This window comes from Streptomyces sp. NBC_00572 (assembly GCF_026341815.1).
Taxonomy (GTDB): Bacteria; Actinomycetota; Actinomycetes; order Streptomycetales; family Streptomycetaceae; genus Streptomyces.
On the sequence record NZ_JAPENX010000001.1, the window covers coordinates 3,905,712 to 3,926,563 of the forward strand.

Genomic DNA, 20,852 nt, shown 5'->3' on the forward strand with positions numbered 1-20,852 from the left:
GGGTCTCTCACTTCGCGGGGGAGGGGGTGCCGTGGACGGCCTGGTCGTAGAGGGACATCAACTGCCGGGCGCTGTGGGCGATGTCGTAGCGGCGGGCGGCCGCCGGCAGCGGGAGCCGGGCGAGCCGGGCGTCCTGGATGCCGCGCAGCGCGGAGATCAGTTCGGGTACGGACTCGCCGATCCGCCGGGCGCCGGGTGCCGCCTCCGGTGCCAGGTCGTCGATCGCCGGGCAGGCCACGTACAGGACGGGCAGGCCGGCGGCGAGGGCCTCGACGACGGCGAGCCCGAAGGTCTCGTCGGGGGAGGTGGACACGAAGACGTCCATGGCGGCGAGCAGTTCGGGCAGCGAGGGTCCGGGCGAGGCGGCGTTCGGCGGGTCCTCGCACGCCCCGGCGAGCAGCACCCGGTCGGCGGCCCCGCACTCGCGGGCCACCCGCAGCAGCTCCTCGCGCTGCTCGCCCTCGCCGACGAGGAGCAGTCGGGCCTGCGGGACCGAGGCGACGGCCCGGATCAGCCGGTCGAACCGCTTCCCCGGTGTCAGCCGCCCCACCCCGCCGACGACGTAGGCGTCCTCGGGCAGGGCGAGGATGCCGCGGGCGAGGCGGCGGGCACGGGCGTCGAAGGCGAAGCGGTCCGTCTCGATGCCGTTGGGGACGACCTGGATGCGGTCCGGGGGCACGCCCCACTCGGCGAGCCGGCGGGCCACGCTCGGCGAGACGGCGACCGTGGAGGTGCCGAGCCGCTCGGACGCCAGATAGAGCGCGCGCGTGCCCGCCGAGAGGGGCCTGCCCTCGATCTGGTTCTCGCCGAGGGAGTGCTCGGTGGCGATCACCCGCCGCACCCCGGCGAGCCGGGCCGCCGTCCTGCCGTACACGCACGCCCGGTAGAGGTGGGTGTGGACGAGGTCGTAGCGGCCCTGCCGGACGATCCGGGCGAGGCGCGGGAGCGCGCCGAGGTCACGGTTCCCCGCCATGCCCAGATGGGTGACGGGGGTGCCGTCGGCCTCGATGCCCGCGGCGACGGCACCGGGGTTGGTGAGCGTGACCACCCCGCTGCGCACCGGCAGATGGCGCAGCAGGAGCCGCAGCTGCTGCTCGGCGCCGCCGATGCCGAGCCCGGTGATGACGTGCAGGACCTTCATGGGGCACCGACCACGGCGGGGCCGTACCGCGCGGGGATCGGATCGGCGGGGTGGCGGCGGCGCAGCGGGTGCAGGACCCGCTTGGCGGTGAGCCGCCACGCGGTGTCGTCCTCGCCGATGTGGACGCGGGGCAGGGCGTATCTGCCGGTGTGCGGGCCCGGGTCGATCGCGCAGCCGTAGCGGTAGCCCGCCTTGCGTACGGCGCGGATCACCCGCGGGTCGACCTGCCCGTACGGGTAGCAGAAGCCCTCGACGGGAGTGCCGGTCATCTCCTCCAGGAGCTCGCGGCTCCGCCGGGTCTGGGCGGCCAGCTCGGTGTCGTCGACCTCGGTGAGCGCGACGTGCGTGAGGCCGTGCGAACCGATCTCCATGCCGGCCTCGGCGATCCGCAGGATGCCGTCCTCGTCGAGCAGCGGCTTGCGCGGGCCTTCCGCGTCCCAGCCGTTGTCGCCGCCGAGCCGCCCCGGCAGGACGTACACCGTCGCCGTGAACCCGTGCCGGCGAAGGAGTGGCAGCGCCGAGTCGAGGAAGTCCGCGTAACCGTCGTCGAAGGTCAGGCCCACGAGCCCCTTGTCGCGCCCCTCGGCGGTGGCGGCCAGCAGCTCCCGCACCGACACCCCGCGCAGTCCCCGGTCGCCCAGCCAGTGCAGCTGCCTGGCGAAGCGCACGGGGGAGACGGTCACGCGGTACGGATCGTCAGCGGTGTCCGTGATCGAGTGGTACATCGCCACCCACGGGGGCGGCTTCATCCACAGGGGCGGCTTCGGCAGCAGTCGGCGCAGCGCGGTGGCGGCGGGCATGGGGGGTCCTCCGGGAGGCGGAGCGGGGCAGGGGCGGAATCTCGGGCGCCTTGGCGGCGCAGGCGATGAAGAGCAGGAAGGTGCCGATGACGACCAGGGCCGCCACGGCGACGGCGAGGGCGGCGGGGCCGATCGCGAGCGAGCACAGCCAGGCGGCGCCGGTGGCCCACGCGCCCGCGGTGGCGAGCCGGAGCAGTCCCTCGCCGAGCCGGCCGACGTGGACCGGGACGGCCTGGCGGTGCGCGCCGCGCAGCAGCAGGACGGCGGTCAGGGTGATGCCGAGTGCGTTGGCGGCGGCGATGCCGACGGCACCCCAGTAGTGGGCGCCGGGGACACCGGCGGCGGCGGTCGTGGCGAGCCCGGCGGCCATCGCGACGGCCGGGTACCAGAGCGGGCGGGCGGCGGAGAAGTAGCAGCGGACCAGGGCGCCCACCATCGTCTGGCCGAGCAGACCGAGGGCGTACACGCGCATGACGGCGGCGGTGGCGGTGGTGTCGGCGCCGCTGAACTCGCCGCGCTCGAAGAGGAGCTCGACGATCCGGGGCGCGGCGGCGATCACGGTCGAGGCGCCGATGAGGACGACGACGGCGGCGAGCAGCAGATCCCGCTCGACCCGGCGACGGGCCGCCTCCGTCTCGCCCGCCGCGAGGGCGCGGGCGACCACCGGGAAGCTGACCGTGCACAGCATCAGGGAGAGGATCATCGGCATCTGCGCGACCTTCTGCGCGTAGTTCAGATGCGAGATGGCCCCGGCGGGCAGCGGAGAGGCGAGGAAGCGTTCGATCAGGGTCTGGGACTGGCGGGCGAGCGAGAACGCGACGACGGGCGCGATCAGACCGAGGAGCAGGATGCGCCCCTCACCCGTGGAGGCGGGCGTGAGCGCCTCGGGCTCCCGCACGGGTACGGGGCGGGCGCGCAGTTCACGGATGAGCGAGGGGGCCTGGACGAGGACCATCAGGATCCCGCCGACGGCGACCCCGGCGGCGGCCGAGCGCACCCCCCACGGTTCGCGGAGCAGCAGGATGGTGCCGATGATCCCGGCGTTGTACGCGACGTAGATCGTGGCCGGTGGCAGGAAGCATCCGTGGGCGCGGAGCGCGGCCGAGCAGTAGCCGACGAGGGCGAAGGACAGCACGCAGGTCCCGGTCAGGCGTGTGCAGTCGATCGCGAGCGTGGGGTCGGGCAGTCCGGGGGCCAGCGCCGAGACGATCAGCGGGGCGGCGGCGACGAGGAGCGCGGCGACGATGCCGACGGCGAGGGTGAGCCGGGGGAGCGTGCCGCGTACGAGGGCGCGCACCGGGTCGCCGAACAGGCTGCCGGAACGGCGCGCCAGGGCACGGGAGAAGGCGGGCACCAGGATCAGCGCCATGGCGTCCTCGATGAGCAGCGTCGAGGCGAACTCCGGCACCGTCCACGCCACCAGGAACGCGTCGGTGTCGGCGCCGGCCCCGAAGTACCCGGCCAGGATCTGGTCCCGTACGAGTCCGAGGAGCGCCCCGGCCGCGGTGAGCCCGGCGGTCACGGCGGCGGCCTTCGCGAGGAATCCGCCGCCCTCGGGCGTGCCGGTACGGGCCGCCCGGCCCCGGGCGTGGGCGCGGCGGCCGGGGGGACGGGGCGCGAGGGGACGGGTGGCGGTGGTCCGTGGTGCGGCGGGCCGGGTGGCGGCGGCGCGGGGTGCGGCGGTACGGACGGTGGGCGGACGGACGGATCCCGTCCCCGGCAGCACGACGGCCTCCGAGGGCCACGGGGTGTCCGTGGGGCCCGGAGGCGTGGTCGGCCAGGGGTCGGTCAGCGGGGTGCCGCAGGGCGGGCCGCCCGTGCGGCGCGGTTCACCGGCCCGCGGGGTGTCCGTGGGCTCCGGCTCGCCGGCCCACGGGTCACGCACGCCGGACCTCCGCGAGGGCCCACCAGGCCGCGAGGCCCAGCACGACTGACATCAGGACCGTCGAGGGGCCGCCGATGTCCGCGTAGAAGAAGTCGATGAGCTGCCAGCCGAGCAGACCGGTCGCGACGAGCGCGCAGTCCGCTCCGAGGCGGCGCCGCCGCAGCGCGCCGACGAGCAGCGCCAGCCAGCTGCCCGCCAGGGCGAGCAGTCCGAACAGGCCCTGCTCGCTGAGGACCAGGAGGTACATGTTGTGCGGGGACAGCAGCGGCTGACGCGCGAAGGCGGCGCCCGCGCCGGCCGTGTCGCTTCCGGAGGACAGGGCGAGGGAGGCGTTCGAGTCGCGGTACTGCGGGAAGCCCTTGAGGCCGACGCCGGTGACCGGCTCCGTGGCCCACATCCGTCCGGCCGCCGCCCACATCGTGTACCGGTCCGTCACCGACTGGTCCGGCGCGGCCGCCACCTGCGTGATGCTGGTGACGCGCTCCTTCACCATGTCCGAACCGATGCCGAGCCCGCCGACCAGGACCACGCCGAGCGCGCCGGCGGCGAGCGCCACGCGTGCGGCCCGCCGGGGCCCCGAGAGCAGCAGCTGGATGCCGCAGGCGAGCACGGTCGCGATCCACGCGCCCCGGCTGAACGACAGGACGAGCGGCGGGAAGAGGAGCCCGGCGCAGACGAGCGCCGCCGTCCGCGTCCGGCCGGGGCCGCTGCCGAGCGCGATCCCGGTGACGATGACGAGCCCGTACGACACGACCGTCGCCATGCCCATCACATCGGTGGCGCCGAAGGTGCCGACGGCCCGGATGTCCTCGCCCTGGTACGAGGCGCCGGTGCCGGTCAGGTACTGGGCGACGCCGACCGCGCCCTGGAGCAGCGCGAGCCCGACCAGGCCCCAGGCGACCACGGCGAAGTCCCGCCGGTCGCGGATCATGAGGAGCACGGCCGCCGGGACGAGGACGAAGATCTGCACGTAGCGGGCGACGCCCGGCAGGCTCGCCGCCGGGTCGTTCGAGGTGATCGCGGCGAGACAGATCCCGAGGACCGGCAGCCCGAGGACGACGGCCGCCGTCCGGGTCAGCGGCCGGGCGCCACCGCGCATCACCCGCACGAGACAGATCAGGACGAGGAGTCCGGAGGCCGCGTCGGCGACCGTCCCCGAACCGCCGGTGCCGCCCTGCGCCCCGCCGCCGCCCGGGACGAGCAGCAACGCGATCACGGCGAGGACCGGGGAGAGCGCCCCGGCCCTGCGCGCCCAGTCCCGTACGTCGTCCCGGGCGAGCGCCGGCACCGTCACGGCCGTGGCCATCCTCAGCTCCCTGTGGGTCGGACGAGCCCGGCCGCCGTACGCAGCAGGATGCAGACGTCCTGCCAGAGCGACCAGTGGTCGATGTAGTGGTTGTCGAAGCGGCAGCGGTCCTCGATCGAGGTGTCGCCGCGCAGCCCGTGCACCTGCGCCAGACCGGTCAGCCCCACCGGCATCCGGTGCCGGGCCGCGTAACCGGCGTGGATCTTGCTGAACTGGGCGACGAAGTACGGGCGTTCGGGCCGCGGCCCGACCAGGCTCATGTCGCCGCGCAGCACGTTCCACAGCTGCGGAAGCTCGTCGAGGGAGGACTTCCGCAGGAAGTTCCCGGCCGCGCTCATCCGCCGGTCGCCCGCCACGTTCCAGCGGGTCGCCGACTCGGTGTCGTCGGAGGGGCGGAGGGTGCGGAACTTGAGCAGCGTGAAGTGGCGCCCGTGCTGACCCACCCGCTCCTGCCGGAACAGCACCCCGGGACCGTCCGCGAGCCGTACCGCGAGTGCGCAGAGCAGCAGCACCGGCAGCGCGAGCGCCAGCGCGGGCGCGGCGAGCGCGATGTCGAGGGCACGCTTGGCGGGCAGCCCGCGGCGCTCGACCGGCGGGGCGACGCGGTGCCAGGCGTATCCCCACACGTGGTCGCCCATCGGCCCGTCCTGATGCCGTCCGCCGACCCGCCAGGTGGTGCAGCCGTAGTGCTGGAAGAGCGTGACGAGACCCGGGTCGTCGTGGAGGAACACCGCGTCGCGCACGGTGTTCTGGATGACGGCCCGGTGGATCTCCTCGGTGGTGGTGAGCACCGGAAGCCCGGACTCGCCGACCGCCCGGGGGGCGCCGCCCTGCTCGGGCACACCGACGATGCCGACCGGCCGCACCCCGTACTCGGGGTGCTGGACGGCCGCCGAGGCGAACCGGCGCGCGGCCCCCGCCCCGCCGACGACCAGCGCCGACCGGGGACGGGCGCGGGCGATCCGGCGCCGCCGGGTGAGCATCAGGGCCCGGACCAGGCACACGACGCCGACATGGGCGGCGTACGCGGTGAGGAGGCGCAGCGGCCCGATGGCCAGGACCGGGGAGTACGCGGCGACCGCCGCTGCCGCCAGACACCAGACGACGCCGGCGCGGGAGGCGAGCGCGGGCAGTTCGTCGAGGGCGCGGGTGTGCGGCGCGGGACGGTAGAGCCCCGCGTGCCCGTCGAGGACGAGGACAAGCGCCACGATCGGCAGCAGAAGCCGGGCGTCGTGGTGCGCCGTGCTCAGATGCGTGGCGGCGGAGAAGACGGCCAGGCAGTCGACCGCGACGAGCGGCAGCACACCGGACCGCGGCCGCGCGGGGCGGTACGGCAGGGCGAGCCGGTCGGTCGTGCGGCGGCGCGGCGCGAGGGAGGCGAGGCCGTAGGCCTGGCCCGCCGTGGGCCAGGGGCCCGGTGAGGGAGGGACGCTGGTGCTTTCGGTGGTCACTGCGCAATCGGCTCTCTGTGCTCGGTGCCCCGCACTCGGGCCAGGTCGCGGTAGACGTCCGCGACGGCCGCGCCGGTGCGCCGGACATCGAATCTGCTGAGTACGTGCTCGTGGGCCTCGCGGCCCAGGCGGTGCCGGAGCTCCTGCCTGCCGAGGAGGCGGCCGAGAGCGGTGGCGAGCGCGGCCGGGTCCTCGGGCGGGACCAGGCACAGGGGTTCATGGGTGGGCGGCAGGCTCTCGCGGGCCCCGTCGACATCGCTGACGACCACCGGCCGGCCGGCCGCCATGGCCTCCAGGGGCGCGAGCGCCATGCCCTCCCAGCGGGACGGCAGGACGACCACGTCGGCGGCCCGGTACCAGGGGACGGTGTCGTCGACGGCGCCGGTGAACCGCACCGAGGGACCGGCGGCGGCGCGCAGCCGGTCGCCGTCGGGGCCGTCGCCGACCAGGACGAGACGCGCCGTGGGCACCTCCGCGAGGACGGCGGGCCAGGCGGCGAGCAGTACGTCCTGCCCCTTCTGGCGGCAGAGCCGGCCCACGCAGACGACGGTGGGCGCGGGGTTGCGGGGTGGGCCCTCGCTCGCGAACCGGGCCACGTCCACCCCGTTGTGGACGACGGACCAGTCCGCCGTGACTCCGGCGGCCTCGCCGGTACGCCGCTCGGCCTCGCTGACGCAGACGATCCGGTCCGCCCAGCGGGCGCCGAACCGCTCCCAGCGCAGGGCGAGCGCGGCGGTCGTTCCCTCGACCGCCTCGAAGGACCAGGCGTGGGGCTGATACACCGTCGGAATCCGTCCCCGCAGGGCGAGTCGGGCGCAGAGCCCGGCCTTCGCGCTGTGCGCGTGGACGAGTCCCGGACGGACGGTACGGATCACCCGGGCCAGCTCCCGCGTCTCGCGGCCGAGCCCGGGCCCCGGGTTCCGGCCGGCCCGCCAGTCATGGGTGTCGGCCCCCTCGGCGCGGACGGCCGCCGAGAGGACGGTGCCCGGTGGGCAGGCGACGGCGACCCGCAGGCCGGCGGCGAGCTGGGCGCGGACGAGGTCGATGACGACACGGGCGACCCCGCCGTCACCGGGCTGGACCGCGTGCAGGACGGTGACGGACCCGGGGTCCGTGTCTCGTGAAGGCAGCACGTCAGCGCCGGACGTCCGCCTGGAGGAAGAGCGCACCGAGCCAGACGGTGTCCTTCCGGCTGCCGGACCGGACGTGGACACGGTCGGCCCCATCGCGCAGCGCCCCCCGCAGATCGAAGACGTCGGAGTCGTACCCCAGAGTGTTCGTACCATCGGGAGAGCGGACCGTACGACCGGTGCCGAATTCGGTGATGCTGGAGTTCATCACGTCGTCCGCGGAATTGGCGGAATCGGAGAGCCGGGTGCTCTTCGAACGGCGCGTTTCCACTGCCAGGTAATCACCGGAAGTACCCCGGTCACCGTCATAGGCGATCACGCCGAGACGGCCGTTCGTGGCCTTGTCGTAACGGTTTCCGTCGAGCGGTACGCGAAGCTCGCCGGAGCGTGGCCCGACCGTTTCGAATCCGTCCCAGACGGCGATCCTGCGCAGCGGTTCCGAGGCCTTCTCGTACGCGGCGACGAGCGTCCAGCCACCCCAGCCGCCGACCGCCGAACGGCCCATGGCGACGTTGACCTGAGCGACCGTCCACTGACCCGAACGGGAGGAGCGGACCAGCTCGGTGACATCGGCGGAGGCCTGGAAGGCGTCGGCGCCGTCGGTCGTGCGGTGGCCGATCAGGGTGTCCGCGAGCAACGCCTTGTACTGGCCGCCGGGCTCGGCGATCAGCACCCGGCCGTTGTCCTTGGGCGGCTTCTGCTCGCCCACCCGCAGGTTGCCGCCCCAGTAGAGACGTGCCCAGCTGACCCGGGCGCCCGCCGGCACGGCGAGCTCGGCACGGCTGGAGTTGTACGTGTTGGGGTCGCTGTCCACGTCGACGTAGGCGATCGCCGCGCCGTCGTTGACCGACTCGGTGCCCTTCGCGCCCTTCGCCGAAGAGTTGGCCGCGCGCACGACCCCGCCGTGCTGCACGGACTGGTAGCGAGCGGCGAACGGGATGCGGCTCGCCTCCCGGGGCTGTGGTGCTGAGGCGGAGGCGCCCGGCAGCGCGGCGGACAGTGCCGCACACGACAGGGCGCACAACACGCTGCGACGCACAGCAAGAACCGCTGAATTCCGCATACAGGTTCTCCGCTTTGATGAGAGAAGGAAGGGAAGACCCGTGAAGGCCGGGAGAGGGGGTGTCGTCCGCACGAAATGGGTGAACGCGCGGCGGGCCCGGAAGCAACGTTCGGGAACGTTATAACCCCGACGCGGGGCGATAGTAAGCATTAGATGCTCGGAAACGCTAACTCCCGTATCCACGGGGCAGGTTCCTCGTTGAGCGTGTTGCGCCATTCCACGCCCACTCCCTCGAATGGCCCTCCTATGGCCCAAAGATCGGTTGAACGTCACCCGTTCGGGAGAGCAACCGATGAAAGGCCGGGGCGTTGTTGAGAGAGCCGGGCCGAACAGTCCGCGCAGTCCACGTTGAATTTCGATCGAGGAGCACTTCCCCATGTCCCGTATCGCCAAGGCCGTTGTCCTGACCGTGGGTGCCGCCGCCGCGGTCGCCGGTGCCGCCGGTGCCGCCGCCGCCGACGCCGGTGCCGAGGCCGCGGCCGTGAAGTCCCCCGGCGTTCTCTCCGGCAATGTCGTCCAGGTCCCGGTCCACATCCCGGTGAACCTCTGCGGCAACACGGTCAGCGTCATCGGCGCGCTGAACCCGACCTTCGGCAACACCTGCATCAACGCCTGATCGGGCACGCCTGATCGGTCCTTCCGAAGCCGGTGCGCCCACCCCCGACGGGGTGGGCGCACCGGCTTTTCCTTGTCGTCATGGGGTCGGTACTCGTTCGGCCGCACCGTCATGCGCCGGTCGGTGCAACGGCGTACGCCCCTTCGGGGGGCATGTTCGAGGAGTGGATTCACTCGAACGGAGGCGTGGCGCTCAGTAGTTCTGCGGTTGCGGAGGGCTATACCCGCAGGCACGGTGAGAGGGAAGTTGTCCGACGCATAAGGAAAAGGAACACATATGCGTCCCCTGGCTACACGCCGCATCACCGCCCTGGCGATATCCGCCGTCATCACCCTCGGCACGGCGGGACCCGCCATCGCCGACGAACACCATCCGTCCACCGCGGCCGACCGGGCCGCCCGCGCACCCCTCCCCGAAGCCGCCGCCCTGCTGACCCAGGCCGAGGCGCTCGGTGAGCTCGGCTCGGTGACCACTCCCGTGACCGAACTCGTCACGGCCGCGCTCAAGGCCGACGCGGGCCAGCTCCCGGCGGCCGACGCCGAGGCCCTCAAGGCCAAGATCGCGGCAGCCGTCGACCAGGCCAAGGCCACCGCGCCGGCCCCGCTGCCGGACGCGCCCGTCACACCACCCTCGACGGACCTCCCGGTCACGCCCCCGTCCACGGACCTCCCGGTCACGCCGCCCTCGACGGACCTCCCGGTCACGCCCCCGGCGGCCGACCTCCCCGTCACGCCGCCGGTCGTCGAGACCCCCGTCGAGCTTCCGGCGACGCCACCCGTGGAAGCCCCGGCCCTGCCCGTGAACCCGCCCGTGACCCTGCCCGTCGCGGCCGACTCGAAGGCCGTGTGGGCCGGAAAGGCCGCCGCGCCGACGGACGTCGTGACCGACGCGCTCGCCGCGGTCGAGAAGGCGGTCGCCGCCCTGCTCGCGGCCGTCACGTCGGGCGACGCCGGCGGAGTCGTACCGCAGGTCACGGCGACCCTGACCTCACTGGTCAACCTCGCCGTCGCCACGGTCCTCGGCAGCGGGCTGCCCGCTCCGGACCTGGCCGGACTGCCGGCGCTGCCGGCGCTCCCGGCCACCGTGCCCGAGCTGCCGGTGGACCCGCCGGAGCTGCCCGTCGACCCGCCCGAGCTGCCGGTCGACCTGCCGGTCAAGCCCCCGCTGCCGGTCCGCTAGTCACCCGCAGGCCCTGTACCGGCCCGGCGTCCCGCCGGGCCGGTACAGGCGTGTGCGGCCGGTGCGCGATCGGCAAATAGCACCGGCCCGCATCGATCGGGTGCAGTGTCGAGAAATCCCTCCTTCCGGAGTTTCCGCGCCGCACGCCGTTCGTTACAGAAGCAGAACAAAGTGCGGGATTCGCTCAAGAACCCTGTGCAGTAAGTGACTTGAACGTACAGAGGAAGGATTCACTCCATGAAGCCCACCAAGGTCGCCGCGGTTGTCGCCGGTTCGCTGATGGCCCTTGGCGCTGCCGCGCCCGCCATGGCCACGGAGGCGCTGACCCCCACCAGCCTGAACGGTGGCCTCGAAGCGATCGCCGCCAATGGGCTGAAGTCGGATGTGCTGAGCAGCACCACGGACGGCTCCCCGGTCAAGACCGTCACGGACACCGCGACCAAGCTGAACGACACCACCAAGGGTGCCCCGCTGCTCGGTGGCCTGCCGGTCCCCGGTGGCCTGCCGGTGGGTGGCTGACCGCAGCCTGACCTCTCATCAGCAACACTGCCCTTCCGGGCACTTGCGGCGGGTTCCGTACCGCCGTTTCCCACGGTCGGCTGATCGAATGATTTTCTGATCAGCTGCCGTGTGGCCCCCGTTGCACGGGGTTCACCGACCCATACCCTCTGGCCAGTCCCACGCGAACGTCGGCGTGGATCAGGCCGGTCGGAGCGAGGGGGGATCCTCGCCGGTCTCTCCCTTTCTCCAGAGGAAGAGCGGTATGCGGTCCATCATCAGCAGGAAAGTACTCACCGCGGCGGCAGCGACCGGCATCCTGTCGCTGAGCGGCGGATTCGCCCTGGCCGCGGGTTCCCATGCCGGTACGGGCGACGGTCCCGGCCCCGGCTCCCCCGGTCATGTCCAGGCTCCCCTGTCGGCGGACGTCTGTGGCGAGAGCATGAATCTCGGCGGTTTCGTCGCCGAGGCCGTCGGCGACCTCTGCGCCCAGGCGGAGGGTCCCGGCGGCTACGGCGACGAGCCGGGTGAACCCACGCACCCCGGCGAGCCGACTCATCCGGGTGAACCCACGCACCCGCCCACGCATCCGCCGACCACGCCGCCGCCGACGCATCCGCCGACGCATCCGCCGACGACGCACCCGCCGACGACGCCGCCGACCACGCATCCCCCGACGCATCCGCCGACGACGCACCCGCCGACGACGCACCCGCCGACGACGCCGCCGACCACGCACCCGCCGACGCAGCCGCCGACGACGCACCCGCCGACGCATCCGCCGACGACGCATCCGCCGACGACGCACCCGACCACGCACCCGCCGACCACGCACCCGCCGACGACGCACCCGACCACGCACCCGCCGACCACGCACCCGACCACGCACCCGCCGACCACCCCGCCCGAGCTCCCCCACACGGGTAGCGAGACCGCGCTCATGGGTGCGGCCGCGATCAGCGCCGCGCTGATCATCGGCGGCACCGTCGTCTACCTCCGCGGTGGCCGGATCGCCCGCCGCCACTGACGCCGTACACCGGCGAAACGTCAACAGGGGCCCTCACCTTCACCGGTGAGGGCCCACCTGTTGCTGCACACGGGGGAGTTCCGCGACGTTCCCCCGAAGGTCTCGTTGTCAGAACATGACTCTGCGCTCTCACGCCGGCATGGGACTTCTCATGACCGCATTCGCCTCCGCCGCCCTGGCCGCCCCGGCCTCGGCCGTCGAGGCACCGGTGATCGTCCCCCTCCAGGGGCTTGAGCCGGTGCTCCCGATGGACGCCCCGGCCGTGGCCACCGGCGTACCCGTCCCGATGCCCGGTGCGCCCACCGGCTTCCAGAAGGGCCTCGGTTCGCTGCCCGACCTCGCCCTGCCCAGCGTGCCGCTCACCGGCACCCTCCCCGCGACCGTGGTGGACGCCCCGCTGCCCGAGGTCCTGAAGGGCAGCGAGCCGGGCCGCGCCCTCTTCGCCACCCCGCACTCGGAGATGGCGGCGGCCACCCCGGGAGCCGTCGTCGGCAACCCGGTGGTCGCGCCCGAGGGCAACGGGCTCGCGGGTCTGCCCGACCTTGCGAAGCCCCGGGTCGGCCTGCTCCCCCCGATGGTGAGCGGCGCGCTGGACTCCCAGCTCGGCCTGGCGCCCGAGGCGCCCGAGGCGCACTGACGTAAGGGCGGGCGAAAGGGCGTTCCCCCTTTCTCGTTCTTTTGCGCGAATGGCGACCCGGTGGGTGAAGACACGATTCTTCCCCGCCACCGGAAGGGCTGTCGTTCGTTGCAGGAGGAGGCTTGTCGCATGGCCGCGGCCCGCGGACCGAGGCCGTCCCGCCGTATCCGGCGGCGGACGGTTCCCGGCCCGCGGGTCATTTTTCGGTTTTCCTTCCTCCCTTTCGGCCCAACGGCCGTGACCCGGTCCGCCGCTCGACGTTGAACGGGGAAGACGGCCGTGATTCCTGCGGTCGCTTTCCACGTCCAAGGAGTTCTTGATGTCTCGCATCGCGAAGGCTGCCGCTGTTCTCGCCGGCACGGGTGCCGTTGCCCTCAGCGGAGCCGGCCTGGCCGTCGCCGACTCGGGCGCCGAGGCCGTCGCCGCCCACTCGCCCGGTGTCGCTTCCGGCAACGTCGTCCAGGTCCCGGTTCACGTCCCGGTCAACCTCTGCGGCAACACCGTCAGCGTCATCGGCCTGCTGAACCCGGCGTTCGGCAACACCTGCGTCAACGCCGACGGCCACGGCCACGGCCACGGCCACGACGACGGCGGCTACGGCGGCTGATCGCCCGAACAACCGTGTCCCCCCGACCCACCGGGCCCGGGGGGACACGTGTGTCCGGAGCGGGGAGCTCAGACGTACTTGTAGATCCGGCTGTGGTCGACCATCGACGCCGGGGTCACTCCCCACGGCGCCATCGGCTCGTGCCGGGCGACGACCTTGCGGTACTGCGCGTCCCCGAGCGGCGGCGGCTCGGCGGGGAGGTACGCGGCCCCCGGGTTTCGCTGCTGCCAGCGGGACCAGAGCAGGTCGACGAAGGAGTGGTGCAGCCAGAACACCGGGTCGTTCACGGAACCGCCGCCCAGCATCAGACCGCCGACCCAGCGGTGCACCCGGTTGTGGATGCGGAACCGCTCGTTGCCCCGGCCCGGCGCCCAGCCCTCCAGACGGTTCCGGAAGCCGGCGCCACTCGTCGAGTTCCAGGGCGTCACGTCGTACGCCCGCTCCCGCATCACCTCGTCGACCTGGGCCTGTGTCGGGAGGGCGATCGGGTCGCGGGGCCGGCCGAAGTCCCTGGTCAGGAAGCGTTCCTCGGTCATCGACTGGGTGATCTTCCAGCGTCCCGCGGAGTGAGCGAAGGGGCCGGTCATGACCTGGAGGTCGGCCCGGCGCCCGTTGCCGCCCAGGAAGTCCTCGCCCCAGATCGACGACGCCGGACTGTTGTCGCGGGTCCAGTCCCAGTACGGCACGGAGACTGTCGGGTCGATCCGCCGCAGCGCCGTCTCGAACTCCAGCAGGAACTTGCGGTGCCAGGGCAGGAAGCTCGGCGTCATGTGCGCGACCCGGAGCCGGCCTTCCCCGTCGGCCGTGTAGTGGTCGATGTGGGTGCGGACGAAGCGGTCGTACGCCCCCGTGCGCTTGAGCTCCAGGACGGCGGCGACGAACTTCCGGCGCTCGGCGCCGGTCAGATCGCGCTGGTTCTTACGCGTGTACACCACGCGGGCTCCCTCCCGTCGGGTCGGTGTGGACGCCATGGGCGGCGGCGAGCGGGGAGAGCCGGGCGGCGCCCAGCTCGTCCACGGCCGCGCGGACGGCCGCCAGTGGCGTCGGGCAGGACTCGTAGTGGTCGATCGGGGTGACGTAACCGCCGTCGGCGCAGCGCATCAGATGCAGCGGCCGGCCGTCGACGAGGGCCACCGGCTCGCCCTCGGGGCCCGAGAAGCCCAGGATGCGGCGGCCCCCGTACATCTCGTCGAAGGCGTGCGGGTCGCGCGCGCCTTCCGAGGGCTTTCCGGACGGCGGGCGGGTCGCGATGCGGCCGAGAGCGCCACCCGTGAACGCGGTGACGGTCAGCGCGAAGAGGGACCGTAGTGCGACGCGGCGCGGGACGATCATGATTGATCTCCTCGGGGTCGGCGTATCGGCGAATGCCCTCAGGGCACAACGATGAAAACCCGGGTTCGTTGCGCCGGAAATGCCAGCGGCGTGAATGTCGGCCGTTCGAGTGAAAACGGCGCGGGGAAAGGGTGGTTGGAGCACTAGCATCCGATTCATGACCACTTCCAACGTCGTTTCCTCGGCGCGCAGCGCCTCCCCGCTGGGAACTCTCACGGTGATTCCGTGGGCCAGCGAGCCCTCCGCCGACTCGGCCGGTACGCCATTCCTCATGGCGTACTCGCTCGGTGACGGCCGGGACGGGCCGGAGGCCGGTCAGCAGGCCATGCGGACGGCCCTGGAGACCATGGGCCTCTCCGTCGGCGACCGGCTCTTCGATCTGGACAAGGACGCCGGGATCACCGCTTCGCTGCTCGTCGAGGGCGGCTCCGCCGTCCTCAACCTGCCCTTCCTGAAGGTGCAGTGCCCGGTGCCCGACGAGTGGCAGGAGGCCGCCCGCGAGCGCGGCCAGGTCTACCTCATCTGCTCCGTGCGGCCCTGGCCCGAGGCCGTCCCCGGACAGCCCGTCGACGAGGCGAAGCTGCGCGCCTTCGTCTCCGACGAGGAGATGCTCAAGGAGAGCGCCCACGTCCTGATGCCCGTCCGGCGCCTGCAGGGCTGAGCGGGAAGGGGTCGCGTCATGGCGACGGTGAACGTACGGGGCGGGGTGCCGGAGCAGCGGCAGGAGCGGGAGGAGTCCTCCCGGGAGACCGCGGGGACGATCGGCGGCAGCAGGGCCTTCGCCTGGCTGCTGATGATCACCGGGGCGGCGGGCGTGCTGTCGGGCTGGGTGATCACGATCGACAAGTTCCTCCTTCTGGAGGACCCCGGCTTCCAGCCCGGGTGCAGCCTCAACCCGGTCGTCTCCTGCGGCAACATCATGAAGAGCGAGCAGGCGGGGGTCTTCGGCTTCCCCAACCCGATGCTCGGGCTCGTCACGTACGCCGTCGTCGTCGCCCTCGGCGCCGGGCTGCTCGCCGGGGCGCGCTACCGGGGCTGGCTCTGGCTCGGCCTCAACGCCGGGATGCTCTTCGGTGTCGGGTTCTGCACCTGGCTGATGTACCAGTCGCTGTACGAGATCAACGCGCTCTGCCTGTGGTGCTGCCTGGCCTGGGTCGCCACCATCGTCATGTTCTGGCACGTCACCGCGCACAACGTCCGCCACGGGGTGATCCCCGCCCCGGCGGGAGTGCGGACCTTCCTCGGCGAGTTCACCTTCGCCCTGCCCGTCCTGCACATCGGGATCATCGGGATGCTGATCCTGACCCGGTGGTGGGAATTCTGGACGAGCTGACGTGAACCCCCTCCTCCGATGGCCGCGAGTGGCACCGACCGTGCTGCTCGCGGCCGTTCTCGCGCTCCTGCTTTCCCACGACGGGATCGCGCCGGGTGACCGGCACACCAGGACCCGTGCCGCGCCCGAAGCGGATCCGGCGCCGCTGCCCGGGGTGCCCTCGGGCTTCTTCACCGGCTCCGACGAGGCCGGGGTGCGCAGGATCGCCCAGGCGCAGGCCTGGCTCGGCGGCGAGTCGCTGACCGTCGGGCACACCTATCTGCCGGGCGACCGCTGGTCCAACGTCGAGGGCCATCCGGCGCTCTTCGGGCCCTGGGCGCGCTGGAAGGAGGCGCGGCCGGGGCGGCTCTTCGTGCTCAACGTGCCGATGATGGACCGCAGTGAGGCCGGGCTGACGGACGCCGAGGTGCGGACGGGGCTGCGCGCCGGCGCGGCGGGCGCCTTCGACGGGCACTTCCGGGTCCTGGGGGAGCGGCTCGTCGAGCACGGCCTCGGGGACGCGGTCCTGGTCCTGGGCTGGGAGATGAACGGCACCACGTACAGCCATCGCTGCGGACCGGACCCGGAGGCATGGAAGGCGTACTGGCGCCGGGTGGTCGAGGTGCTGCGGGGGGTGGCGGGGCAGCGGTTCCGCTTCGACTTCACTCCGAGCCGGGGGCGGGACGCCGTGGAGTGGCCGCGCTGCTACCCGGGGGACGACGTGGTCGACATCATCGGGATGGACGCGTACGACCAGCCGGCGGGGCTCGCCTTCGAGGAGCAGGTGGCCGAGGAGTACGGGCTCGAACACCACGTCCGGTTCGCGGCGGCGCACGGCAAGCCGGTCTCGTACCCGGAGTGGGGGCTCTTCCGCAACGGCGACAACCCGGCGTACGTGCGGGGGATGCTCGACTGGTTCGCGACGCACCGGCCCGTCTACCAGACGGTGACCGACTACTGCCCGCACGGTGTGTGGGGGTGCGCCGACAATCCGGAGTCGGCGCGGGTGGTGCGGAAGGCGCTGGGGGCGCCGCCCGGGCCCTGAGGGACCGGCGGGCGCCCGCCACGGTCAGGCGTGCTGGTAGGCCACCAGGGAGATGCCGACGTAGTGGACGATGAAGGCGGCCAGGGTCAGCGAGTGGAAGACCTCGTGGAAGCCGAACCAGCGCGGCGAGGGGTTCGGGCGCTTGATGCCGTAGATGACCCCGCCCGCGCTGTAGAGCAGTCCGCCGACGATGACGAGGACGAGGACGGCGATGCCGCCCGCGCGCATGAAGTCGGGCAGGAAGAAGACCGCGGCCCAGCCCATCGCGATGTAGCAGGGCGTGTACAGCCAGCGCGGGGCGCCGACCCAGAAGACCCGGAAGACGATGCCGGCGGTGGCCGCCGCCCAGACCGCCCACATGAGCGGCTCGCCGGTGGAATCGGGGAGGAGCAGCAGCGTCAGCGGGGTGTAGGTGCCCGCGATGATCAGGAAGATGTTGGCGTGGTCGAGGCGCCGGAGCACGGCCTCGCCGCGCGGTCCCCAGTTGCCGCGGTGGTACAGCGCGCTGATGCCGAAGAGCAGGCAGGCGGTGAGGACGTAGACGCCGCAGGCGATGCGGGCGCGGGGCGAGTCGGAGAGGGCGACCAGGACGAGGCCGGCGACGATCACGGCCGGGAACATGCCCGCGTGCAGCCACCCTCTGAGCCGGGGCTTCACCGGGAGTGACGGGGGCTGCCCGATCGGATCCGGCTCGATCGGGGTCACTTCCGGGGTGGCTGCAGTCATGGCGGAATCGTACCGACGGCCCCGTAGGTCGGGGATATGAGTGGCGATGCTCACGTGGGCGGACCCCTGGACATATGGGCGGTTCCGTCGGATGATCAAATGAGTGCGGTCGGCACCGGATGAGCAGCTACGAAGCATCCGGGTCGCGGCCCCCACGGGGCACACACCAAAAAACCCCTCTACAAGGAGCAATCGTGGCGCGCGACAACGCGGCTCCCCAGACCCTTCCGACCCAGCACCAGGAGCTCGTCTCCTGGGTGAACGAGATTGCGGAGATCACCCAGCCGGACAACATCGTCTGGTGCGACGGCTCCGAGGCCGAGTACGAGCGCCTCTGCGAGGAGCTCGTCGCCAAGGGAACCTTCACCAAGCTCGACCCGGTGAAGCGCCCGAACTCGTACTACGCGGCCTCCGACCCGACCGACGTCGCGCGCGTCGAGGACCGGACCTTCATCTGCTCCGAGAAGGAGGAGGACGCGGGCCCGACCAACCACTGGAAGGCCCCGGCGGAGATGAAGGATCTCTTCGCCGGCGAGAAGGGCATCTTCCGCGGCTCGATGCGTGGTCGCACCATGTACGTCGTGCCCTTCTGCATGGGCCCGGTCGGCTCCCCGCTCTCCGCCATCGGCGTCGAGATCACCGACTCCGCGTACGTCGCTGTCTCCATGCGCACCATGACCCGCATGGGACAGCCCGTCCTCGACGAGCTCGGCACCGACGGCTTCTTCGTCAAGGCCGTCCACACCCTCGGCGCCCCCCTGGAGGAGGGCCAGGAGGACGTGTCGTGGCCCTGCAACTCCACCAAGTACATCTCGCACTTCCCCGAGACCCGCGAGATCTGGTCGTACGGCTCCGGCTACGGCGGCAACGCCCTGCTCGGCAAGAAGTGCTACGCGCTCCGCATCGCCTCCGTCATGGCCCGTGACGAGGGCTGGCTCGCCGAGCACATGCTGATCCTCAAGCTCACCCCGCCGCAGGGCGAGCCGAAGTACGTCGCCGCCGCCTTCCCGTCCGCCTGTGGCAAGACGAACCTGGCCATGCTGGAGCCCACGATCTCCGGCTGGACCGTCGAGACCATCGGCGACGACATCGCCTGGATGCGCTTCGGCGAGGACGGCCGTCTGTACGCGATCAACCCCGAGGCCGGCTTCTTCGGCGTCGCGCCCGGCACCGGCGAGCACACCAACGCCAACGCCATGAAGACCATGTGGGGCAACTCCGTCTTCACCAACGTCGCCCTCACGGACGACGGCGACGTCTGGTGGGAGGGGATGACCGAGACGGCCCCCGCGCACCTCACGGACTGGAAGGGCAACGACTGGACGCCCGCGTCCGAGACGCCCGCCGCCCACCCCAACGCCCGCTTCACCGTGCCGGCCGGGCAGTGCCCGATCATCGCGCCGGAGTGGGAGGACCCGAAGGGCGTGCCGATCTCGGCGATCCTCTTCGGCGGCCGCCGCGCCTCCGCCGTCCCGCTGGTCACCGAGTCCTTCGACTGGAACCACGGCGTCTTCCTCGGTGCGAACGTCGCCTCCGAGAAGACCGCCGCCGCCGAGGGCAAGGTCGGCGAGCTGCGCCGCGACCCCTTCGCCATGCTGCCGTTCTGCGGCTACAACATGGGCGACTACATGGCCCACTGGGTCAAGGTCGGTGCCACCGCGGACGCCGCGAAGCTGCCGAAGATCTACTACGTGAACTGGTTCCGCAAGAACGAGGCCGGCAAGTTCGTCTGGCCGGGCTTCGGCGAGAACAGCCGCGTCCTCAAGTGGATCGTCGAGCGCCTGGAGGGCAAGGCCGAGGGCGTCGAGACCCCGATCGGCATCCTGCCGACTCCGGAGTCCCTCGACACCGAGGGCCTGGACCTGCCGGCCGAGGACCTGGAGTTCCTCCTCAAGGTCGACCGTGACGTGTGGCGCGAAGAGGCCGCCCTCGTCCCCGACCACCTGAACACCTTCGGCGACCACACGCCGAAGGAGCTGTGGGACCAGTACAACGCGCTCGTGGAGCGCCTCGGCTAGTCCCTTCGAGACTCGTGGTGGGTTGCCCCGAGATACCGCCCTGACCAGTGGGGTCACGACGGCTCACCACGACGCAACCGGCCCCCGGCGCCCCCTCAGGCTCCGGGGGCCGGCGCATGTCCGCCGGCGTTCCGGTCAGAGGATCGGCTGACCGGCCTCCACGGTCGCGATCGCGCGACGGCACGCGTCGCGGAAGGCGAGGAACCGCGGGTTGTTCCAGGTCGCGATCCGGCCGCTCTTCCAGTCGAAGTCCGTGGCCCCGGGGCCGAAGAGGGAACGGCGCATGTCCTCGGTGATCTCCAGCTGGGCGCCCGCGCCGGTCATCGTCCGGTTGCAGATGTTCTTCGTGGCCGCACCCGCGAAGTCCGCGAGGTTCTCCTTGTTCGGGTCCGTGAGCGCGTCGACCGCGGGGAACCCGGCCGCGTTCAGCTCGTATGTGAGCGCGTCACGGAACGTCTTGTTCAGGCCGCCCACGACGACCAGCTTCGGGTCCGCCTGCGAGGGCCAGATCATGGTGTCGGGCATGCCGAGCTGGCTGTACTGGCAGCCGTGCAGGCTCAGCACGTTCAGATGGCTCGCGGCCAGCACCTTCGCGACGTGGTCGTCGCAGTTCACCGAGGTGACGTGCAGATCGCGGTTGTTCTCGGAGCGCATGCCCTCGAACATCCAGTAGTCGTGGACGGTGGGCAGCAGGGCCGTCCTGTTCGCGTCCGACGGGTCGTACCCCGCTATGGCCAGACAGAGTTCGGATGTGCCTCTCTCGATCTGGCCGCCGTGGATGGCCATGATCGCCGTCCGCTGGGTGTAGACGCCCTTCTTGGACAGATAGCCGTCGAACTGCTCGTGGCGCCGCGAGCGGCGGCCGTAGTCCTCGCCCTCGACGGTGGGCTTCGTCGTGCTCGTGTAGAGGTCCGTGTTGGAGTCGTAGACGTCGCTCTCGCCGGTGGCGAACGCCGGTGCGGCGGTGGCGAGCTGGCCCACGACCGGAGCGCCCGCCGTGGCCGCGGCGGCCAGGGCGGTCAGGACGGTACGACGGGACGCGATGCGGTCGGAGAATGTCATGGGCGGAACCTAACCGA

The 20,852-nt window shown here is 72.3% G+C and carries 21 protein-coding genes; 10 read left to right on the forward strand and 11 right to left on the reverse strand.

Annotated features, from left to right (window positions below; genetic code table 11):
- Positions 1 to 7 precede the first annotated feature (7 nt).
- Genes OG514_RS18265 through OG514_RS18295 form a run of 7 tightly spaced genes read right to left on the reverse strand, consistent with a single transcriptional unit; the run spans position 8 to position 8,776 of the window.
- Entirely contained in the window at positions 8 to 1,141 is a 1,134-nt protein-coding gene (locus OG514_RS18265; protein ID WP_266895982.1) for a glycosyltransferase, read from the reverse strand.
- Positions 1,138 to 1,941 (reverse strand): polysaccharide deacetylase family protein, encoded by an 804-nt coding sequence (locus OG514_RS18270; RefSeq protein WP_266895984.1) that lies wholly within the window; start codon positions 1,939 to 1,941, stop codon positions 1,138 to 1,140. Before OG514_RS18270 ends, OG514_RS18265 begins: the two co-directional genes overlap by 4 nt.
- Positions 1,838 to 3,826, reverse strand: coding sequence for a lipid II flippase MurJ (locus OG514_RS18275; protein WP_266895986.1), 1,989 nt, complete (start codon positions 3,824 to 3,826; stop codon positions 1,838 to 1,840). The genes OG514_RS18270 and OG514_RS18275 overlap by 104 nt, the downstream gene beginning before the upstream one ends.
- A complete protein-coding gene (locus OG514_RS18280) occupies positions 3,819 to 5,132 on the reverse strand; it encodes an O-antigen ligase (protein WP_266895988.1) in 1,314 nt (437 codons plus the stop codon). The genes OG514_RS18275 and OG514_RS18280 overlap by 8 nt, the downstream gene beginning before the upstream one ends.
- 2 nt (positions 5,133 to 5,134) lie before the next feature.
- The gene (locus tag OG514_RS18285) at positions 5,135 to 6,583 is read right to left on the reverse strand and encodes an exopolysaccharide biosynthesis polyprenyl glycosylphosphotransferase (protein WP_266895990.1); all 1,449 of its coding nucleotides are present in this window, start codon (positions 6,581 to 6,583) and stop codon (positions 5,135 to 5,137) included.
- Positions 6,580 to 7,716, reverse strand: a complete 1,137-nt coding sequence (locus OG514_RS18290; protein WP_266895992.1) for a glycosyltransferase — start codon at positions 7,714 to 7,716, stop codon at positions 6,580 to 6,582. The genes OG514_RS18285 and OG514_RS18290 overlap by 4 nt, the downstream gene beginning before the upstream one ends.
- A gap of 1 nt (position 7,717) precedes the next feature.
- Complete coding sequence (locus tag OG514_RS18295) at positions 7,718 to 8,776, reverse strand: DUF3344 domain-containing protein (protein ID WP_266895994.1); 1,059 nt, start codon at positions 8,774 to 8,776, stop codon at positions 7,718 to 7,720.
- A 376-nt stretch (positions 8,777 to 9,152) separates the two neighbouring features.
- On the opposite strand from OG514_RS18295, the gene OG514_RS18300 reads away from it, so the two are divergent.
- The 6 genes from OG514_RS18300 (at position 9,153) to OG514_RS18325 (ending at position 13,340) form a co-directional block, all read left to right on the forward strand.
- A complete protein-coding gene (locus tag OG514_RS18300) occupies positions 9,153 to 9,392 on the forward strand; it encodes a chaplin (RefSeq protein ID WP_266895996.1) in 240 nt (79 codons plus the stop codon).
- Positions 9,393 to 9,668: 276 nt separating this feature from the next.
- Complete coding sequence (locus tag OG514_RS18305; protein ID WP_266895998.1) at positions 9,669 to 10,571, forward strand: hypothetical protein; 903 nt, start codon at positions 9,669 to 9,671, stop codon at positions 10,569 to 10,571.
- 237 nt (positions 10,572 to 10,808) lie between these two features.
- Positions 10,809 to 11,090: a hypothetical protein gene (locus OG514_RS18310; RefSeq protein WP_266896000.1), complete on the forward strand. Its 282-nt coding sequence runs from the start codon at positions 10,809 to 10,811 to the stop codon at positions 11,088 to 11,090.
- 244 nt (positions 11,091 to 11,334) lie between these two features.
- The gene (locus OG514_RS18315) at positions 11,335 to 12,096 is read left to right on the forward strand and encodes a peptidase (RefSeq protein ID WP_266896002.1); all 762 of its coding nucleotides are present in this window, start codon (positions 11,335 to 11,337) and stop codon (positions 12,094 to 12,096) included.
- A gap of 151 nt (positions 12,097 to 12,247) precedes the next feature.
- Positions 12,248 to 12,733, forward strand: coding sequence for a hypothetical protein (locus OG514_RS18320; protein WP_266896004.1), 486 nt, complete (start codon positions 12,248 to 12,250; stop codon positions 12,731 to 12,733).
- A 319-nt stretch (positions 12,734 to 13,052) separates the two neighbouring features.
- Complete coding sequence (locus OG514_RS18325; protein WP_266896006.1) at positions 13,053 to 13,340, forward strand: chaplin; 288 nt, start codon at positions 13,053 to 13,055, stop codon at positions 13,338 to 13,340.
- A gap of 68 nt (positions 13,341 to 13,408) precedes the next feature.
- Here OG514_RS18325 and OG514_RS18330 read toward each other — a convergent pair whose 3' ends face one another.
- Positions 13,409 to 14,275 (reverse strand): tyrosinase family protein, encoded by an 867-nt coding sequence (locus OG514_RS18330; protein ID WP_266896008.1) that lies wholly within the window; start codon positions 14,273 to 14,275, stop codon positions 13,409 to 13,411.
- Positions 14,259 to 14,672, reverse strand: a complete 414-nt coding sequence (locus OG514_RS18335; RefSeq protein ID WP_266896010.1) for a tyrosinase family oxidase copper chaperone — start codon at positions 14,670 to 14,672, stop codon at positions 14,259 to 14,261. Before OG514_RS18335 ends, OG514_RS18330 begins: the two co-directional genes overlap by 17 nt.
- Positions 14,673 to 14,829: 157 nt before the next feature.
- Between OG514_RS18335 and OG514_RS18340 the strand changes: the two genes are divergently transcribed.
- The 3 genes from OG514_RS18340 to OG514_RS18350 are packed head-to-tail and all read left to right on the forward strand — an operon-like array spanning position 14,830 to position 17,029.
- On the forward strand, positions 14,830 to 15,333 hold the full coding sequence (locus OG514_RS18340; protein ID WP_266896012.1) for a DUF5949 family protein: 504 nt from the start codon (positions 14,830 to 14,832) through the stop codon (positions 15,331 to 15,333).
- Positions 15,334 to 15,351: 18 nt separating this feature from the next.
- Positions 15,352 to 16,005, forward strand: coding sequence for a vitamin K epoxide reductase family protein (locus OG514_RS18345; RefSeq protein WP_266896014.1), 654 nt, complete (start codon positions 15,352 to 15,354; stop codon positions 16,003 to 16,005).
- Position 16,006: 1 nt separating this feature from the next.
- A complete protein-coding gene (locus OG514_RS18350; RefSeq protein WP_266896016.1) occupies positions 16,007 to 17,029 on the forward strand; it encodes a glycoside hydrolase family 26 protein in 1,023 nt (340 codons plus the stop codon).
- A gap of 24 nt (positions 17,030 to 17,053) precedes the next feature.
- Here OG514_RS18350 and OG514_RS18355 read toward each other — a convergent pair whose 3' ends face one another.
- Positions 17,054 to 17,755 carry a hemolysin III family protein gene (locus OG514_RS18355; RefSeq protein ID WP_266896018.1) on the reverse strand — a complete coding sequence of 234 codons (702 nt, stop codon included), beginning with the start codon at positions 17,753 to 17,755 and terminating at the stop codon, positions 17,054 to 17,056.
- Between the two features lie 194 nt (positions 17,756 to 17,949).
- Between OG514_RS18355 and OG514_RS18360 the strand changes: the two genes are divergently transcribed.
- Entirely contained in the window at positions 17,950 to 19,773 is a 1,824-nt protein-coding gene (locus OG514_RS18360) for a phosphoenolpyruvate carboxykinase (GTP) (protein WP_266896020.1), read from the forward strand.
- 135 nt (positions 19,774 to 19,908) lie between these two features.
- Here the strand turns inward: OG514_RS18360 and OG514_RS18365 are convergent, their stop codons facing one another.
- Positions 19,909 to 20,835: a poly-gamma-glutamate hydrolase family protein gene (locus tag OG514_RS18365; protein WP_266896022.1), complete on the reverse strand. Its 927-nt coding sequence runs from the start codon at positions 20,833 to 20,835 to the stop codon at positions 19,909 to 19,911.
- Positions 20,836 to 20,852 lie beyond the last annotated feature (17 nt).

Bases quoted from the DNA above. Each gene is read 5' to 3' on its own strand.
- OG514_RS18295 (WP_266895994.1), bottom strand. From the start codon at position 8,776: ATGCGGAATTCAGCGGTTCTTGCTGTGCGTCGCAGCGTGTTGTGCGCC.
- OG514_RS18265 (WP_266895982.1), bottom strand. From the start codon at position 1,141: ATGAAGGTCCTGCACGTCATCACCGGGCTCGGCATCGGCGGCGCCGAG.
- OG514_RS18280 (WP_266895988.1), bottom strand. From the start codon at position 5,132: ATGGCCACGGCCGTGACGGTGCCGGCGCTCGCCCGGGACGACGTACGG.
- OG514_RS18305 (WP_266895998.1), top strand. From the start codon at position 9,669: ATGCGTCCCCTGGCTACACGCCGCATCACCGCCCTGGCGATATCCGCC.
- OG514_RS18355 (WP_266896018.1), bottom strand. From the start codon at position 17,755: ATGACTGCAGCCACCCCGGAAGTGACCCCGATCGAGCCGGATCCGATC.
- OG514_RS18340 (WP_266896012.1), top strand. From the start codon at position 14,830: ATGACCACTTCCAACGTCGTTTCCTCGGCGCGCAGCGCCTCCCCGCTG.
- OG514_RS18310 (WP_266896000.1), top strand. From the start codon at position 10,809: ATGAAGCCCACCAAGGTCGCCGCGGTTGTCGCCGGTTCGCTGATGGCC.
- OG514_RS18300 (WP_266895996.1), top strand. From the start codon at position 9,153: ATGTCCCGTATCGCCAAGGCCGTTGTCCTGACCGTGGGTGCCGCCGCC.
- OG514_RS18345 (WP_266896014.1), top strand. From the start codon at position 15,352: ATGGCGACGGTGAACGTACGGGGCGGGGTGCCGGAGCAGCGGCAGGAG.
- OG514_RS18365 (WP_266896022.1), bottom strand. From the start codon at position 20,835: ATGACATTCTCCGACCGCATCGCGTCCCGTCGTACCGTCCTGACCGCC.
- OG514_RS18325 (WP_266896006.1), top strand. From the start codon at position 13,053: ATGTCTCGCATCGCGAAGGCTGCCGCTGTTCTCGCCGGCACGGGTGCC.
- OG514_RS18315 (WP_266896002.1), top strand. From the start codon at position 11,335: ATGCGGTCCATCATCAGCAGGAAAGTACTCACCGCGGCGGCAGCGACC.
- OG514_RS18335 (WP_266896010.1), bottom strand. From the start codon at position 14,672: ATGATCGTCCCGCGCCGCGTCGCACTACGGTCCCTCTTCGCGCTGACC.
- OG514_RS18320 (WP_266896004.1), top strand. From the start codon at position 12,248: ATGACCGCATTCGCCTCCGCCGCCCTGGCCGCCCCGGCCTCGGCCGTC.
- OG514_RS18270 (WP_266895984.1), bottom strand. From the start codon at position 1,941: ATGCCCGCCGCCACCGCGCTGCGCCGACTGCTGCCGAAGCCGCCCCTG.